Here is a 17,623-nt window from a genome sequence, read left to right as displayed (position 1 = left end):
CCGCTATTAGCTGAATTTCATCTTCTTAAGCTTGGCAGAAAACGAGCAGAAAAGCAATTAAAATCCAAGCAAGTCTTCGTTTAAATGAAAAAAGGGCACAAACGTTGCGCCCTTTTTAAGTGATATTACTTTTCTAAAATATCTTCTAACAATTTCACTTGCTCGCTAACAGTATGTAATGTCTTCACAGATGTATCATTTCGATGTTTTTCTTCTTCCACACTTGCTAACACTTCTTCTGTCGCCGCAGAAGTTTGCTGGATTACATTGGAAGCATGTGTAACATCCTTTACGATATTCGTCGTTTTAACTTGGAAACTTTCTTGATGACCAACGATTTCTCTCATTACATCATTAATTTCATCAATAAATTTCCCTAAATCCGTTACATTTGTTAAAACACTTACTAGCATTTCATTGCATTCTTCTTGTACTCTTTCTGATTTCTCTACTTGCACTTCTACCTTACTTGCTTGATTACTAAACTCCTTCAAAATCCCTTGAATTCTTCCCGCAGAACGATTCGATTCTTCTGCAAGCTTTAATACTTCATTCGCTACAATCGCAAATCCTTTTCCATGTTCGCCTGCTCTTGCAGCTTCAATATTTGCATTTAAAGCTAGTAAACTCGTCTGACTTGAAATATTTGTTATTACATCTACAATTTCATTAATTTGCTTCGATTGCATCATTAAATCTCTAAATATAACTCCTGATTGTGAAACAACATCATTTAAACTTTTCATATTTGCTTCAAAGTTTCTTAAAGTATGTACACTACCCTTTGAAATTTCTAAGCTTTCATCAATACGAATCGATGCATTTCTTACTTGAGAAATGATTTGTTCAATATTTCCCTCCATATCGTTCAATACTTCTACTGAACGTGACATCATCTCTGATTGTGATTGTGTACCAACTGCTACCTCTTCAAAAGCAAAATTAATGTCACTCATCGACTCCATCGATGTATTCATATTTTCTCTTAAACAATTGAAATTACTATCTAGTTTCACAACTGTTTCTTCAATAAGCCTTTGCGTCTCTTCTAGCTCCTGAGCTTTTCTCATTACTTCTTGCTTCTCATCACTTAAACGAGCCAGTAGGTTAGAACCAATTTTCGTGACGCCCCACATAGCGATTGTTACGATCGCTAACAAGCTTGCGAAGTTTGCAGCTTCAGATGCTGCTGTATAAGCAAAAAATTGCTCCGGCCAATAACTACAAAGAATAAATGTGATTACAACTGCCACTCCGCCTAGAATTACAACGAGACGCTCACTTAAATAGATAAGTGAAACAGCTAGTGTAAAATAAACCATTTGAAATACAGCCGGGCTTTCATTAAATGCTTGTACCATAATAAAAGACATCATAAGCAACATAAATGTCATGATGTATTTATACATTGATTCCATACTTTTTATAAAAGTAAAAAGCGTTCCAAATACAACGACAGAAATACCACAAACCCAAAACGCGATTGCTCTCTCTGTAAAAATATATCCGTAATACCCAATTGCGATGATTCCAAGGAAGAAACTACAAATCGTAATAAACAGCAATAAATGATTTTTCTGTGATTCTTTCTCCAGGTTAGAAAAACAAGTTTTTTTTAACCATTCCATATATACAGTCCCACCTTCTGCCTTTAATTACTTCAACTTAAATACCGCACTCACTGGGTTATGATCACTATTCTCAAACTTTAAATCTTTTCCTTGCACATTTACAATCTCAACATTCGGTGAAACGATAAAGCCATCAATAATCGTGACGAAGTTTTCACCTTCTACATATTTCTTCACATCGTCTCTCACTGTCATAACAGACGGGTCTACAGCCCATTTAAATCCACCATCAGTAAAGTCCTTCGGTAACTCTACTAACCACTCAGGACGCTCCTTCACAAACTTCGGATCACTTAATTGAACATCAGAAACTAATTGATTCCAATCTCCGCCCATTATTACGTAATCACCATTTTTATAATGCTTGTTCATATATTCTTTTAAAAACTCTACTTGCTGTTTTCTAATTTTCCCGCCTTCATCGTACGCAGACAAATGTAAGTTTACAAGTCTAACATGCTTTCCATTATTAACAGGGATTGTATGTTCAACAATCGCCCGATCTAAATCAAATAAACGCTTTGGCCAAGGCTCCATTCCAGGAAGCTGGAATCTCTTCGCTTCTTGAACAGTGTATTTAGAAAACGTACTTAATCCAGCCTCCGCATATCCCATTGGATTTTTTATTGGCACTGGAACCCATTTCGTATCGTAGTTCTTGCCAAATGACGAAACATAATCAGGTAATCCTTTTTTCAAAAATTCATGTTCATTCACATCAAATGATCGACGTGATTTTATATCAACTTCTTGTAGTAGCGCAAAATCACTATTCTCATTTTGTAAAAACGAAAGCATATTCTTTAGGTTAACTTCCGTTTGCTCTTTACTACTTGAACCAGATCCCTTTCCCTCATCCATAAAGAAATCTTGCTCCTTATCTAATCCAGCATATCCAATATTAAATGTTGTAACTTTAAATTCATTTCCTGTCCCTAATACGCGCTCTTTATTATTTTCCACCTTCAAACTTACAACATCAGCAGGCTGTTCTTTAGTAAGTGTCATATACCCTAAAAAACCACCTACAACTCCCACCCCTACTAAAATACATATAAGTACTATTTTTAATAACTTCTTCAAATAAACGCCCCTTTTCTAAAACACACAACTTAATTATCTTTATTTTCAGTTAACTAAAACTGAATGACAACATACGAAATATTTTATCACAACAAAAATCTTATATCATTATATTTAGTTTATAAATAATTGTTCTTGCCTTTAAATGATCAAAACTCCGAATCCTTCACTGGAAATCAAGCGGAATGTTTAGTACACTATATGTAATAATCATAGGCGATGGAGTTCGCCATAAACGCTGCTTAGCTAATGACTCCTACCAGTATAACTACTGGTAGGAGTCTATTTTTTTGAGCAAGCTATTTAAAGAGGTGAGAAAATTGATTTATATTATGGTCGGCATTGCCGGTATATTAGGAGCTCTTTCTCGTTATTATTTAGGTCTTACTATTCATGAATTTTGGCATCATACATTTCCACTAGCTACATTACTGATTAACTTAGCCGGATGCTTCTTATTAGCTTGGCTGACTACGTATATCGCTAAGCTCAACATCTTACCTTCAGATGTAATCACAGGCATTGGGACTGGATTCATCGGTTCTTTTACGACGTTTTCAACATTTAGTGTAGAGACTATTCAATTGATCAATCATTCTGAGTGGGGCATAGCCTTCTTATATGTATCATGCAGCATACTTGGTGGCCTCATTATGTCTGGACTTGGCTATACACTAGGTGATTTCTTACTTAAGAAACATCTTACGGAAGGTGATCACTTATGATGGAAGCTTTATTAGTCGCAACAGGGGGATTTTTCGGTGCGATTACGCGATTTGCAATTAGCAATTGGTTTAAAAAAAGAAATAAAACTTCCTTTCCAATTGCTACATTTCTCATTAATATAACAGGAGCATTTTTACTCGGATATATAATTGGCAGCGGAGTCACTACAGGTTGGCAATTATTATTAGGTACTGGATTTATGGGTGCATTCACAACATTTTCAACGTTTAAACTAGAATCTGTTCAGCTTCTCAATCGTAAAAGCTTTAGCACATTCCTTTTATACTTAAGCGCTACTTACATAGTTGGTATCCTCTTCGCATTCCTTGGAATGAAGCTAGGCGGAATATAAAAAAGAAAGCGACTCTTATCAGTCGCTTTCTTTCATAAGAAATAAGTCCCACCATATGGAATGGAAAAGAAACTAGCTGGATACACATCATAATGCACACTTTGCATCGGAAATTGTGAGTATGGCATATACTGTCCTTGCATCATTTGTGCCAAATATGCTTGTTGCTGCATTTGAATCGCTTGATTCATAGCATGAATGGTTCCCTGTGCCCCAGCAAGCGTAATAGCTGCTCCCACTTGTCTACCACTATAAAAATAATGATTCATCATTATTCAACTCACTTATTATTTTTCTTCCATATCGTATGTTTCTATTTCATGAGGAGTGTTTTATTTCAATTAACGGATTCCCTACTATAGCTCTTCCAAACGGTTATTTTGTGCCAAAGTATGCCTTTTGGAACATACACATTCTTATCGCATTATGATAGTTACCATCAACGAAAAACTCATCGATAAGCTCACCTTCTACCATAAACCCAACTTTTTTATAAACATGTACTGCCTTTTCATTTTCCTTATCCACCACTAAATAAATCTTATGCATATTTAATACGGAAAAAGCGTAGTCCATTGCTAAACGCGTCGCATCTACTGCATAACCATATCCTTGATAATTCGGATCAATAATAATTTGGAATTCTGTTCTACGGTGAATATAATCGATTTCCACTAATTCAACTAATCCAACCATTTCATTATCTTTTTCAACGATAAATCGGCGTTCACTTTGATCATGTATATGCTTATCGTATAAGTCTTGTAGCTCCACAAATGCCTCATACGGCTCTTCAAACCAATACGACATAATATGTGCATTATTATTAAGTTCATGTACAAACTTTAAATCTTCTCGCTCTAATGGACGCAATTTCAATTCCTGACTCATTTCTATAACCTCCAAGTAAAAGAAACCTCTTCACTTAATTTCTCAATTTTTTTCAATTTCAAACGCCCTATTTACATTGTAAACTTTCAAGCAACTTGAAGGTCAAGATATAAAAAAGTAGTGCAAGCTTATGTCTGCACTACTACTCTTTTCTCAAATCTCTCATATTTGATATGTATAAAGCAATGACTAAAACAAGAATTGCTCCTGCGTATAATAACGTCTCCATCGGTTCCTCATGAGATACGATAATTAAACGAATTAACGCCGTAATTCCGATATAAATAAAATAACGTAACGGAAAATGATAATTCGATTTAAAATACTTAATAATTAAAGCTATAAACTCGAAATATAAGAAATAAACGATAATACTTTCAACTAATTTATATGACGTATACTTCTTCGCTGAAAATATGTATTGAATAAAAGTAATCGTCTCGTTAATTAAAAAAATAGATAAGACAATGGATAATATAATTAACGCTATATTTAATATCCACTGTAAAACACTCGCGATAAAATGATCAATATTGAATGATTTCATTTTCTCATTAAACTCCCCTTCGTATAAGTACGTATTTATTATAGCAAAATTATAATTGAAGGTGAGTTAAATCATATTTTTGTCCTTTATTAGTGCCGGTGTGTGGGATGTTCATTGTTTTGAGGAGTCTTTTGACAGTCGCACTCGATTGAACGTTAAGAAATTTCTTCAACTGCATATTTGTACAAGTGTCACCAATAAGAAGTACGTAATCTTTTAAAGCAAATTCATGCGCCACTTTAGAGATAGCTTTACAGTTCGAACAATACCAGCCTTTTTTCAATTTAAACATTGGTAGTACAGAACATACCTCACATTGTACACCGTGTAACAACTCTTCTTTTTTAATTTTAAATTGTTCAAGAATATTTTGCCGTAATGGAGCATGGTTGGCTACAATTTGACGAATAAGAATATCTACATTTTTTATAGCTTTTTTCTTATATTTACTCTCAAACCATTTGATTTTATTAGGTAAATTTGCACTGTGGATAATTGTATTAAGGAGATTATCATCTGAAGCTTTAATAATAGTTCGGGGGTTACTAATCACAACAAGTGATTCAATTGGAAAACGAGAAAATCCATTTAGACTTAACCATTTCCTAAGCTGTTCCTCTTGTCTTTTCACTTGTAGAATTGGATCTGGAAAGCCTTCTGAATTTCCCTCTGATATTCTAATAAGTTGATTAAACTTTGAATCAAATAGTAACGTACCTGCTATATTTTTTATTTCGAGGAAAAGAAGAAAATATGCTGAAATGATAATCGTATCAATTTGAAAATGGTAATTTTGATCAAACAACCTTATATCGTGCAAAATACGATATTTTTCCTCCGAGAGAAAACTTAGCGGATAATTAATAGCTTGTTCACCTTTATAACCAGCCTTATGCTTCGCTAAACTTTCTACAATCATATCTCGTTTCGGATGATGAGCTGGTAATCGCCTAAATAACGCTTCTAATTGCCGTTCTTTCACAATCATCTTTAGCCCTCCCCAAAATATATCGACGATAACTCACAATATATCAACGATTTTTTCATTATATCGACGATTCGACATAGAATATCGACTTACCGACAAAAAACGACACAACATACACACATAAAATCCTATACACAGTATAGCATCACACCTAAAATCGCACTGTAAACATAATATGAATCCACCCATTTAATTACGCCGTTTTCAAAATGAGAGATTTACATTCACCTCATGTAAAAGACCTTTTTATAAGTATGAAAAAATTTTAGGAATTAGTTTATCTTTTTTTAATGTTTTATTTAGAGGCAGTTTATACTCGGCTATTAACATAATAAACGTAGTAACTATTACTTTAATCACAAACCGTACTACTTACATTGATAAAATAAGGAGACGATAAAAATGAACAAAAAAACGAAAGCACTATCATCTATATTACTCGGATTCACACTAGCACTAACAGGGTGTGCTGGTACGAAAGCTGAAGAAAATCATAATAAACCAAAACAAGAACAAGCTGCTAAAGAAACAAAAAAGGAAAATAAGTTAACGAAAGGCCAAAAAATGGCTAACATTCTTAGCGATACAAATTGGCAAGGCACACGAGTGTATGACAAAGATAAAAATGATGTAACAAAAGAAAATGCAAACTTCATTGGCCTTGCAAAATATGATGCAAAGTCAGGAAGATATGAATTCTTTGACGCTAAAACAGGTGCAAGTCGTGGCGATAAAGGAACTTTCTTTATCACAAATGATGGGAAGAAGAGAATATTAATTTCAGAATCAATGAAGTATCAGGCTGTTGTTGACATGACAAAGCTAAATAAAAATATATTTACGTATAAGCGAATGGGGAAAGACGCTAACGGTAAAGATGTAGAAGTCTTCGTTGAACATGTTCCATATAAAGAAAAAGAGCTTTCTTTCACTGATCCGGACAAGCAGCTGAACACAACTACAGGCGATATCGTTAAAAACGTTGATGGAGATAAGATTTTAGGCGGAACCCTTTGGCACGGAACAAAAGTATTAGATGAAGCTGGTAATGACGTAACACAGTTTAATTCGAATTTTATAAGTCTAGCAAAATTCGATGACAAATCTAATAAATATGAGTTCTTCAATAGCGAAACAGGCCAAAGCCGCGGTGATTATGGCTACTTCGATGTGTTGCACGAAAATAAAATAAGAGCTCATGTTTCAATTGGAAATAATAAATATGGTGCGGCTCTTGAACTTACTGAACTAAATAATAAGAAATTTACGTATAAAAGAACTGGTAAAGACCAAGCAGGTAAAGACATCACTGTATTTGTTGAACATGAACCTTATACAGGTGATATAAAGCCACAATTTAGCTTTTAATTTGTTTGATTAAAACTCCACTTTTTATATTCGAAACATGAAGAAGCATAAGCTGCCCCTTTTTGTCAGCTTATGCTTCTTTTTACATGTAACAACCACTACAGCTCTTCAATTACCTTCGTTAGCTTTTGAAGCGCTGATAAAAGGTTTGTTAATTCTTCAGATGATAAACTTGCATAATACTTTTCAGAAACTTGCTCCATATATACATCCATTTCTTTTTTGTATAACAAGCCTTTCTCCCCTAATTCAACTGAAAATGCACGTTTATCTTCTGCATGTTGCCTTCTGAAAATGTATCCATCCTTTTCAAGTTTGACTAACTGTTGGCTAATGGCACTCTTCGTTACATTCATTTTTTCTGCTAACTCTTTAGGAGTGGATGATGGGTACCGAATAATTAATGTTAATAACGTATATTGCTGATTATTTAAATTGAAATTTGTATAGGACCTTTCTTTCGCTTCAAGTAATATCCATAATTCTTCAAGTGTTAGATTGATTTCCTCAGCTATATTTTTATTTTTCATACTTATCTCTCTCACCTTTTCTTCTCCAATTTTTCGGGTTTAAATACTTTTTATATTTTGCCACCACTTCTTTCCCAACAAAGACAGCACCTATCAAGAAAAGAATTTCTCCTACTACTATACACCCTGGAACAATAATAGCCTTTATCTGAGTCGAAAGCGATGTAAATGGTATGATTAAAGCACTCGCCCAAAGTAGAATATATATGATTAGAAGCCCTATTCCAACTTTAAAAAGTAATGGCTTTTTTTGTTTATTTTCGTTTGAAACTATTTCTTTTTCCATTTCAAAACCTCCTGAATATAATTTAGTTAACTTAACTAAATCATATACCGAGATTAATTTGATTGCAAGAAAAAAAAAGCTGCTGCCTATAAAATATAGACAACAGCTTTTTTACATGCTCATTTTGTAATTAATAAACAGCGATTGGCCCATAAGGACCATTAATAATCTCTATTTTTGTTTCAAAAATATCTGTCAAAAGTGTTGAGTCCATAACCTCTTCTACTGTTCCAAAAGCAGCAATTTGTCCATCTTTCATCGCACAAATTTTGTCAGAGTATTTAGCTGCAAAATTTATGTCATGCATAACAGTCAAAATCGTTCTTCCAAATTCATTAGCCGCTCGTCTCAAATGCTCCATCATTTGAACAGAACGCGCAACATCAAGGTTATTCAGTGGCTCGTCCAAAAGTACATATTCAGTCTCTTGGCACAATACCATCGCTACATATGCCCTTTGTCTTTGACCACCAGAAAGCTCATCTAAATATCTATTCTCTAAATTAGTTAAATCTAGGAAGTCGATATATTTAGAAATAATAACTTCATCCTCTTTCGTTAATCTTCCCTTTGAATAAGGAAAGCGCCCAAATCCAACTAATTGTCTAATAGTAAGCCTCGTTACAAAATGATTTTCTTGTCGCAGTATAGTCAAAACTTTTGCTAAGTCTTTTGATTTGGATTCAGAAACATCCATATTCGCTACCTGGATTTGACCTTCGTCCATATCTAAAAGTCTGCCAATCATTAAAAGTGTCGTTGACTTTCCAGCACCATTTGGTCCGATTAAAGAAGTAAAGCCTGCTTTTGGTATTTCAATATCCAAAGGTCCTATTTTTACCTTATCCGTATAGAACTTTTTAACATTATCAATTTTTATCATAAAGCCCTCTTCCTTAAAACTATAGTTAAGAATATAATTCCACCAAATAATTCAATAATAACTGAAACTACACCTTGAGCATGGAATACATGATACATTAAAAAGTATGCGCTCGTCATTATTAAAAATCCTATAGCAAAAGCCATTGGGAAAATATATCTATGATCATAAGTTGACGCCGCCTGATAACTCAAAGTCGCTACTAAAAAGCCGTAGAAAGTAAGTGGCCCAATTAGAGCTGTTGAAATAGACATTAAAATAGCTACTAATACAAGCGTATAAATTACACTAGGTTGATATTTAACTCCAAAGGAAGTAGCAACATCCTTTCCTAATGACAAAACGTTCAAATTCTTAGAATGAGCAAAAATTAATACTGCTACAATTATGATCATAGGAATTACAATAGGAAAATAAGCAGGATCTGCATGATTAACAGAACCAAATAATCTAGCTTGTAAAATATCAAATTCTGAAGGCGCAAGTAGTTTTCTCATGAAAGTTGACACAGAATTTAGCCCGGTACCAATAATAATTCCAACTAAAAGCATAAGTTGTAAGTTCCCGTATTTACCGGAAAGTAGCCATCCATAAAGTATCAAACTCATGAAGACCATCACAACGACTTGAAATAAAAATGATCCAATTCCATTAAAATTGATCAATGCACTAACACCAAAAAAGAATACTGTACTCGTTTGAATTGCTGAATAAAGTGATTCGAAACCTAAAAGTGACGGAGTAATAATCTTATTATTCGTAATGGATTGGAAAGCAACTGTCGACAAGCTATGGCAAACAGCTGCAATAATCATTGCAACAATAGCTACTATCCTTCTCTTAACAACTGGGATAAAAGAAGGTGAATCTATCGGAACTGGATTGTTATACACTAAAAGTCCATATGAAGAAAGAAGCCCTAAACCAATCAATGTGATTAGTAAAATCCAATAACGTCTTGCTTCCTTCTTAGAACGAAAAGCACTAGCTGACCTACTTTCATTATGAAGGCTAGAATCGATTTCGACATTTTCTTTATTTTTATATTCTAATGTGATCATCGTAGCCTCCTTGGTTTTCTTTGTCTCAATAAAATAGTAATAAACACAACTGCTCCCACTGTTGCAAGTATTAAAGAAACAGGTAGTTCAAACGGCTTTATAATTGTTCGAGAAATGATGTCACAAGCAGTTATTGTCCCCATTCCGATCACACAAACCCAAGGTAAATTACTCCTAAGATCATCACCTCTAAACATAGAAACAATATTTGGCACAATTAACCCTAAGAAAGGTAAGTGCCCAATAACAGCTGCAACAATTCCAACTGCAACAGAGATAAGAGCGGTCCCAAAAAGAACAATTCTATTGTAATTAACGCCAAGGCTTGTTGCGACATCTTCTCCTAATCCAGCTAAAGTCAATCTATTCGCGTACATAAAAATAAGCAAAGTAATGATAACTATCAGCCATAAATATTCATATCTTCCGACCTGAATGTTAGCAAATGAACCTACAAACCAAGTTTCAATACTTTGCGTCATTTGAAAAAGAAGTCCCATAAAAGTAGACACTGCAGAAATAACTGCTCCAAGCATCAATCCAATAATCGGGACAATTAAAGACGAACGAAGCTTAACTCTTCTTAAAAATAGAAAGAAAATCATAGTTCCTATAAAAGAAAAAATGATTGCACCAGTCATTCTTTGAACTAACGTCGGGGAAGGAAACAATAAATACACAAAAAGCAGGCCTAAGCCTGACCATTCAATAGTCCCCGTTGTAGTAGGTTCAACAAAGCGATTCTGTGTAATGAGTTGCATGACAAGTCCTGCCATCGCCATCGCAGCTCCAGTAAGCATTAATGCAGCTGTTCTCGGAACACGAGTGATAAAAAACATCTCTGTTCCGTCCTCTTGTCCACGTATATCATAAACTCCAGTAAACAGTGATATAATCCCTAAAATTACAACAATTATAATCGCTATTATAAAAGGTTTTGTCCATAATTTATTGTGATTATAAAACTGGGGTTGAGAAATATTCTCAACCCTAGAAATTATATTTTTTGACACTGTTTCGTACTCCTTTACACTACTTAGCTAAAGTTTTTGCCATATTTCCAAATAACTCTATATAAGTTTGAATTGATTCATTTGTGTAAGTATCTTCTGGTGCATAAATAACTTGTTTCTTAGAAACAGCAGTTGTGTTTTGAAGAGCAGGTGATTTAGAAATAACATCCTTAGCAGGTGTTGACTTAGCTGCATCAGATGTTGCTGCATCACGATCTAATACGAAAATCCAATCAGGATTTGTTTGTGCAATAGCTTCAACAGAAACGTCATCACCTTTATGACCTGCAGTAGAATTAGAAACTTCTAACGCTGGAGTCCAACCGAAAATTTCATACATTGGTCCCCAAACACGACCAGAGTGCGGCGCAGCAAAACCAATATTACCACCAGTAACGATAACACTCATAACTTTATCTTTTCCGTTATAAGCAGATTTTGCTTTTTCAATAGATTTATCAAAATCAGCTACTAATTGTTTAGCTTCTTTATCTTTAGCAAAGATTTTACCTAAAGTAGTTGTAGAATCTTTAAGTCCTTTTACTAAGTTTTCTCCAGGCTTAGTAGCCTTCTCAGAAACATCAAAATTAAGATCAATAACAGCTGCATTTGGCACTAATTTTTTGATTTCTTCGTAATGATCAGCAAATCTTTGACCAACAATTACAAGGTCAGGGTTTGCCGCTGCAATAATTTCAAGATTTGGTTCACGGTGATTCCCAATATTTTGAACTTTTTCATCCTTTTTATATGCTGAATCAGCAGGCATAATATCCTTTGGAGCAGCCGCTAATTTAATTCCCCAATCAGCTAAAGTTTCAAAAGTTCTATTATCTAAAGCAACTACATTCTTTGGATTTACAGGAACAGTAACTTTTCCATGCGCATCAGTGATTTCAACCGTTTTTGGCTTATCACTACCATTATCTTTTGTAGCCTTTGAAGTTTCTTTACTTGAATCTGAGCAAGCTACTAACATTAATGTAAAAATTGCTAGAATACTTACTAATTTTAAAAGCATAGTTTTTTTCATACGTATACTCCTTATTATGTAATTTAGTTCGAAAATGATAAAATTCATAGATTAAATTAGATAGTAACTTTTATACATCTAAATTGCTATTGATAATCATTTTCATTTGAACATCCTGATAATAAGTATAGTCATTAATTCTGTGAAAATCTTGTGAATGGTGTGAGTTAATAAAATTAAAAATAAATTTGATAAAGGTCTCAACTAATACGCATCAGATCCATCCCCCACACCTTATAAAACATGGTTTCTACTGCAAAAAAATGACCATTTCCTGATAGCAATCTTCTTTTTATAGTTTCTGTCTTTTCATATTTCACAGAAACTACTTTATTATCTTATTTTTATCATTCAACCATTGAATAGCCTCTGCCATGTATCGTTTGAATATATCTGTCTTTCTTCTCACATTTTAATTTTTTTCTTATATACCCAATATATAAGTCTACTACATTTGGATTTACGACTATGTTATGTCCCCAAACTTGGTTCAAAAGCATTTCACGGCTCAATATTGTATTTTTATTCTTGATTAAAAATACAAGTAAATCGTACTCACGCTTCGTAAGCGAGAGATTTTTACCACCTTTTTTCACAATATTGCTAGATGCATCAACAAAGAGATCTTTAAACTGATAAAAGGTTATCTCATTTTGCTGGTTACAGTCGCTTCTCCTTAAAATCGCTTGAACCCTTGCTACTAATTCTTCTTTCGCAAATGGTTTTCTTATATAATCATCCGCTCCTGCTTGTAACCCTGCTACGCAATCCTCGCTAGAAATATTATCGGTCACAATAATGATCGGTGTCATTTTAACCAGTCGTATTTGTCTGCAAATTTCTGGTCCAGATATGCTTAGCGAATCCCAATCTAATATGATAATATCCCAATCTTGTTCATATATTATATTTAAACCTTCGTTTTCATTGTGAAGTTGTAAAATGAAATGGCCTTCTTCCGTTAAACCGCTTACGATTTTCTTTGCTAAAGACCGTTCATTCTTAATTACTAACACCTGCCTCACCGATGGTTCACCTCTACTTCAATATAACTTAGTTAGATAAAAAATTATTTAAGACTTATAAATATTAAATCCCTAAAAAATCCATTAAAACAGCTTATTAGGAGAACTCTATATAATCTTACAATAGGTATGTGTAGAAACACAAAACATATTAAGATTTGAATAAAGTGATTTTATTAATAGAAACTCACCAATCGGGCGTTTACGATCAGCTATAGTATCTATCTACTTATCATCCATAACCATTTCTTTATTTTCTGTTTCAGGGGTACTGCCTCATCCCTATCAACTTAAGTATTTTATAAAAGAACAAAACAAAAAGAACCACAACCTCACCAACCTGGCAAGATTATGGTTCATATCATACAAAATAAAAAAACCACCAAATATGTATTGGTGGAGACGGTGGGAGTCGAACCCACGTCCAAAAATATCGGCACTTAAGCTTCTACGAGTGTAGTCGATATATTAGCGTTTCGCGAACTCTTCGGCCTATCGACAGGCTTCCAAGTTGCTAGTCTGGTTGTTCTCTTCCTTTGTCCTCAGACGGCGAACTCCGGCGTAGTCCACTTAGTTTGAGTCCCTTACCCTACCACATGGACGATGGAGGGAGGAACCTTTAGTGCAATTAAGCAGCTAAAGAAAGATTGTTTTGTTTGCCAATTATAGGCTTTGACGTTTTAACGAGGCCGATCCCCTCGACTCGCAACCTAAGCTCGAACTATCCCTGTCGAATCCGTAACGTCCCCATGATAAAAATGGAGCATACGAAGAAAATTTCGTGATAGCTACTAAGAGCTGTTTTTCAATGTGCAACAATCTTACATAAGTTATTATAACATACGCGCGCCGTTTTACAAATGTAAATATCTGTATTACATCTTTTGGCGATCACGGAACGCGCGTGCAATTTCACGTTTAGCTTCTTTCTCTTTTAAATCGTGACGCTTATCATATTGTTTCTTACCTTTTGCTAAACCAAGTGCCATTTTCGCAAATCCATTTTTCAAATAGATTCTAACTGGAACTAGTGCATATCCGGTTTCTTTTGAAGCACCAGCTAACTTCTCAATTTCTTTTTTATGAAGAAGTAACTTTCTCGTGCGAAGCGGATCGTGGTTGAAACGATTCCCTTGTTCGTACGTACTAATATGCATATTATGAACCCATACTTCACCATTATGTACACGAGCAAACGCATCTTTCAAGTTCACGCGTCCAGCGCGAATCGACTTAATTTCCGTTCCTTGAAGGACAAGCCCTGCTTCATATGTTTCTTCGATGAAATAATCATGAAATGCTTTTTTATTTTGTGCAATAACCTTACCTGAACCTTTTGGCATATAACGTCCCTCCTCTATTTTTACTATTGTAACAAATGTTGATAAAAAGCGAAAGTGGCTCGCCCAGAATGTGAGGTGGATGGAGCTTCTGACCTTGAGGCGTTCTTTGCCTCTAGAGAAGAAGCGAAATCGCCGAACATTCTAGCCACTGTAGCTGGATTATACAAAAAGCGGAAGTGGCTCGTTCAGAATGTGAGGTGGATGGAGCTTCTGACCTTGAGGCGCTCTTTGCCTCTCGGGGGAAGAAGCGAAATCGCCGAACATTCTAGCCACTGTAGCTAGATTCCGATAAAAAGCGAAAGTGGCTCGTTCTCCAGCCACTAAGAAAAAAGAAAAAGCCCCGCTTTTTATCAAAGCGAAGCCATCCTTTTCTTACTTACGCTTTTTCTTCTTCTTCTTGAATCCTGGTACGTTTTCGAAGAATGCTTTTTTCTTCTTACCGTTACCATCTTTTTTCCCTGGTTGGCTAGCGGACGCGGATGCAGATCCTCTTCCTTTACCTTTGCCACCACGGTCAAATTTTCTACCTGTGCCACGTTCTCCGCCGCGCTCATTACTGCGTTCGCTACGTCCGCCGCGTTTCTTTCTGCCTGTTCTTGGCTGTTCGATCACGACTGGACGATCTTTGAACTTACGACGAGGCGTACCTTTCATGCCAACGATTTCAAAGTCGATTGCTCGCTCGTCTTTGTTTACGTTAATAACGCGAATGGTAATTTCGTCACCGATGCGGAATACGTTACCTGTACGTTCTCCAATCATTGCGAAATGCTGCTCATCATAACGGTAGTAATCATCCGTTAAGTAACTAACATGTACAAGACCTTCAATTGTATTTGGAAGCTCTACGAATAAACCGAAGTTTGTTACAGAGCTAATCATACCGTCATACTCTTCGCCGATCTTATCGACCATATACTCTGCTTTTTTCATTTCGTCTGTTTCACGTTCTGCTTCAACAGCACGGCGTTCCATATTAGAAGAATGATCTGCAATCTCAGGTAATTTTTCACGCCATTTTGCTTGCGTTTCATTATCGACTTTACCGTTAATGATATATTCACGAATTAATCTATGAACAATCGTATCTGGGTAACGACGAATTGGTGATGTGAAATGCGTGTAGAACTCAGTTGATAGACCAAAATGTCCTAAGCTTTCTGCATCGTAACGTGCTTGCTTCATAGAACGAAGCATTACTGTCGAAATGACTACTTCTTCTGGTTGCCCTTGAACCATTTCAAGAATTTGTTGTAGCGCACGAGGGTGTACTTCATTTGCACGTCCTTTTACTGCATATCCGAAGTTCGTTACAAACTCGAAGAAACGCTCTAACTTATCTTCTTTCGGATCTTCATGGACACGGTACATAAATGGTACGTTCATCCAGTGGAAATGCTCTGCTACCGTTTCGTTCGCGACAAGCATAAATTCTTCAATTAACTTCTCTGATACAGAACGATCACGCATAACAACGTCTGTCGGTTTTCCTTCTTCATCTACTAATACTTTCGCTTCTTTAAAGTCAAAGTCGATTGCCCCGCGGCGCATACGTTTTTCACGTAAAATTTGTGCCAATTGGCCCATCTCTTTAAACATCGGTACGAGCGGCTCATAGCGTTTAATTAATTCTTCGTCCTCATCTTCTAAAATGCTTCTTACGTCAGCATACGTCATACGCTCTGTCGTTTTAATTACACTTTGGAAAATCTCGTGTTTAACAACGTCACCTAAATTATTGATTTCCATTTCACAAGATAACGTCAGACGGTCTACTTTCGGATTTAATGAACAAATACCGTTAGATAGACGATGCGGAATCATCGGAATTACACGGTCAACAAGATATACACTCGTCGCTCTTTCCGCTGCTTCTACATCAATTGGAGAACCTTCTTGAACGTAATGACTTACGTCCGCAATGTGAACACCAAGCTTGTAGTTACCGTTCTCAAGTTTCGTTACTGTAACAGCGTCATCTAAATCTTTTGCGTCTGCACCGTCAATTGTTACGATCATTTGGTCACGTAGGTCACGGCGATCTTTTAAATCTTCTTCTGAAATCGTTTCTGGTACGCTGTTTGCATGTTCCATCACTTCTTCAGGGAACGCTAAAGGCAAGTGATGTTTATGAATGACAGATAAAATATCTACTCCTGGATCATTTTTATGACCTAGAATTTGAATAACTTCACCTTCTGCACTTAAACGATTCTCTGGATAGCTCGTAATTTTTACAACTACTTTATGACCTTCTACAGCGCCCATTGATGCGCTTTTCAATACGAAAATGTCACTTGTCCAGCGTTTATTGTCAGGTATAACAAATCCAAAGTTTTTCGATTCTGTATATGTACCAACTAACTCTTTCGTTCCGCGTTCTAAAATGCGTACAATAGAACCTTCTTGACGCGAACCACTTGATTGGGAACTAAGGCGTGCTAATACTGTATCGCCATGAAGTGCACCGTTTAACTCTGTAGGCGGGATGAAAAGATCATCGTCTCCTGTTTTCTTCTCGTCTGGTACAACGAATGCAAAACCACGTGCATGTCCAATTAACTTACCACGTACTAAATTCATCTTTTCAGGAAGACCGTAACGGTTGCTACGAGTACGAATAACAAGTCCCTTTTCTTCCATCGTTACAAGTGCTTTTACGAAATCTTTAAAGCCCTCAGAACCTTCAATCCCAAATGCCTCTTCTAACTCTTGTATCGTTAGCGGTTTATACGCTTCTTCTCTCATAAATAATAACAACTTATCAATATGTTCTTGTATGATTTCTTCCAAGCAAAAATACCTCCTTTAAAACCTTATATTATTTAGTGTATCCGAAAGATAGGGGATGTATAAAGCGAAA

Annotated in this window: 18 protein-coding genes, 1 other RNA gene and 1 riboswitch; of the genes, 3 read left to right on the top strand and 16 right to left on the bottom strand. The window is 35.4% G+C overall.

The features are described 5' to 3' along the window. Positions 1 to 125: 125 nt before the first annotated feature. Both QCI73_RS02130 and QCI73_RS02125 read right to left on the bottom strand, forming a co-directional pair. A complete protein-coding gene (locus tag QCI73_RS02130; RefSeq protein WP_353822425.1) occupies positions 126 to 1,628 on the bottom strand; it encodes a DUF4077 domain-containing protein in 1,503 nt (500 codons plus the stop codon). A gap of 27 nt (positions 1,629 to 1,655) precedes the next feature. Next, a complete protein-coding gene (locus QCI73_RS02125; RefSeq protein WP_353822424.1) occupies positions 1,656 to 2,714 on the bottom strand; it encodes an endonuclease/exonuclease/phosphatase family protein in 1,059 nt (352 codons plus the stop codon). Between the two features lie 206 nt (positions 2,715 to 2,920). Beyond that, positions 2,921 to 2,980, top strand: a riboswitch (Fluoride riboswitch). 54 nt (positions 2,981 to 3,034) lie between these two features. Here QCI73_RS02125 and crcB (QCI73_RS02120) point away from each other — a divergent pair. Further along, on the top strand, positions 3,035 to 3,439 hold the full coding sequence (crcB, locus tag QCI73_RS02120) for a fluoride efflux transporter CrcB (RefSeq protein WP_000639380.1): 405 nt from the start codon (positions 3,035 to 3,037) through the stop codon (positions 3,437 to 3,439). Beyond that, complete coding sequence (gene crcB, locus QCI73_RS02115; protein WP_262724424.1) at positions 3,436 to 3,792, top strand: fluoride efflux transporter CrcB; 357 nt, start codon at positions 3,436 to 3,438, stop codon at positions 3,790 to 3,792. Before crcB (QCI73_RS02120) ends, crcB (QCI73_RS02115) begins: the two co-directional genes overlap by 4 nt. 32 nt (positions 3,793 to 3,824) lie before the next feature. On the opposite strand, the gene QCI73_RS02110 is transcribed toward crcB (QCI73_RS02115), so the two are convergent. The 4 genes from QCI73_RS02110 to QCI73_RS02095 all read right to left on the bottom strand — a co-directional run bounded on the left by QCI73_RS02110 (position 3,825) and on the right by QCI73_RS02095 (position 6,218). Then, positions 3,825 to 4,064: a DUF3947 family protein gene (locus QCI73_RS02110; protein WP_074569537.1), complete on the bottom strand. Its 240-nt coding sequence runs from the start codon at positions 4,062 to 4,064 to the stop codon at positions 3,825 to 3,827. A gap of 103 nt (positions 4,065 to 4,167) precedes the next feature. After that, positions 4,168 to 4,683 (bottom strand): spermidine N1-acetyltransferase, encoded by a 516-nt coding sequence (gene speG, locus QCI73_RS02105; RefSeq protein ID WP_073542760.1) that lies wholly within the window; start codon positions 4,681 to 4,683, stop codon positions 4,168 to 4,170. A gap of 142 nt (positions 4,684 to 4,825) precedes the next feature. Further along, complete coding sequence (psiE, locus tag QCI73_RS02100; RefSeq protein ID WP_000834704.1) at positions 4,826 to 5,230, bottom strand: phosphate-starvation-inducible protein PsiE; 405 nt, start codon at positions 5,228 to 5,230, stop codon at positions 4,826 to 4,828. Between the two features lie 49 nt (positions 5,231 to 5,279). Then, positions 5,280 to 6,218, bottom strand: coding sequence for a nuclease-related domain-containing protein (locus tag QCI73_RS02095; RefSeq protein ID WP_353822422.1), 939 nt, complete (start codon positions 6,216 to 6,218; stop codon positions 5,280 to 5,282). Positions 6,219 to 6,620: 402 nt separating this feature from the next. Here QCI73_RS02095 and QCI73_RS02090 point away from each other — a divergent pair, with 402 nt between their 5' ends. Beyond that, a complete protein-coding gene (locus QCI73_RS02090; protein ID WP_353822421.1) occupies positions 6,621 to 7,586 on the top strand; it encodes a DUF4822 domain-containing protein in 966 nt (321 codons plus the stop codon). A gap of 98 nt (positions 7,587 to 7,684) precedes the next feature. On the opposite strand, the gene QCI73_RS02085 is transcribed toward QCI73_RS02090, so the two are convergent. The 10 genes from QCI73_RS02085 to rnr all read right to left on the bottom strand — a co-directional run bounded on the left by QCI73_RS02085 (position 7,685) and on the right by rnr (position 17,553). Further along, a complete protein-coding gene (locus QCI73_RS02085; protein WP_353822420.1) occupies positions 7,685 to 8,116 on the bottom strand; it encodes a MarR family winged helix-turn-helix transcriptional regulator in 432 nt (143 codons plus the stop codon). Beyond that, positions 8,106 to 8,402 carry a transporter suffix domain-containing protein gene (locus QCI73_RS02080; protein WP_257807332.1) on the bottom strand — a complete coding sequence of 99 codons (297 nt, stop codon included), beginning with the start codon at positions 8,400 to 8,402 and terminating at the stop codon, positions 8,106 to 8,108. The genes QCI73_RS02085 and QCI73_RS02080 overlap by 11 nt, the downstream gene beginning before the upstream one ends. A gap of 130 nt (positions 8,403 to 8,532) precedes the next feature. Further along, positions 8,533 to 9,285: an iron ABC transporter ATP-binding protein gene (locus QCI73_RS02075; protein WP_353822419.1), complete on the bottom strand. Its 753-nt coding sequence runs from the start codon at positions 9,283 to 9,285 to the stop codon at positions 8,533 to 8,535. Next, positions 9,282 to 10,346: an iron chelate uptake ABC transporter family permease subunit gene (locus QCI73_RS02070; RefSeq protein WP_000631238.1), complete on the bottom strand. Its 1,065-nt coding sequence runs from the start codon at positions 10,344 to 10,346 to the stop codon at positions 9,282 to 9,284. Before QCI73_RS02070 ends, QCI73_RS02075 begins: the two co-directional genes overlap by 4 nt. Next, complete coding sequence (locus QCI73_RS02065; protein ID WP_000041817.1) at positions 10,343 to 11,359, bottom strand: ABC transporter permease; 1,017 nt, start codon at positions 11,357 to 11,359, stop codon at positions 10,343 to 10,345. The genes QCI73_RS02070 and QCI73_RS02065 overlap by 4 nt, the downstream gene beginning before the upstream one ends. Before the next feature lie 19 nt (positions 11,360 to 11,378). Next, positions 11,379 to 12,392, bottom strand: coding sequence for a siderophore ABC transporter substrate-binding protein (locus QCI73_RS02060; protein WP_000753456.1), 1,014 nt, complete (start codon positions 12,390 to 12,392; stop codon positions 11,379 to 11,381). 347 nt (positions 12,393 to 12,739) lie between these two features. Further along, positions 12,740 to 13,417: a response regulator transcription factor gene (locus QCI73_RS02055; protein ID WP_327922715.1), complete on the bottom strand. Its 678-nt coding sequence runs from the start codon at positions 13,415 to 13,417 to the stop codon at positions 12,740 to 12,742. A 394-nt stretch (positions 13,418 to 13,811) separates the two neighbouring features. Beyond that, positions 13,812 to 14,166: a transfer-messenger RNA gene (ssrA, locus tag QCI73_RS02050) on the bottom strand. A 126-nt stretch (positions 14,167 to 14,292) separates the two neighbouring features. Continuing rightward, on the bottom strand, positions 14,293 to 14,760 hold the full coding sequence (gene smpB, locus QCI73_RS02045) for an SsrA-binding protein (protein ID WP_001123905.1): 468 nt from the start codon (positions 14,758 to 14,760) through the stop codon (positions 14,293 to 14,295). Between the two features lie 372 nt (positions 14,761 to 15,132). After that, the gene (gene rnr / locus QCI73_RS02040; RefSeq protein ID WP_327922719.1) at positions 15,133 to 17,553 is read right to left on the bottom strand and encodes a ribonuclease R; all 2,421 of its coding nucleotides are present in this window, start codon (positions 17,551 to 17,553) and stop codon (positions 15,133 to 15,135) included. Positions 17,554 to 17,623: the final 70 nt, after the last annotated feature.

Source organism: Bacillus cereus group sp. MG16, assembly GCF_040459875.1.
GTDB classification, from domain to species: domain Bacteria; phylum Bacillota; class Bacilli; order Bacillales; family Bacillaceae_G; genus Bacillus_A; species Bacillus_A paranthracis.
This window is presented reverse-complemented; position numbering and strand designations above follow the sequence as displayed.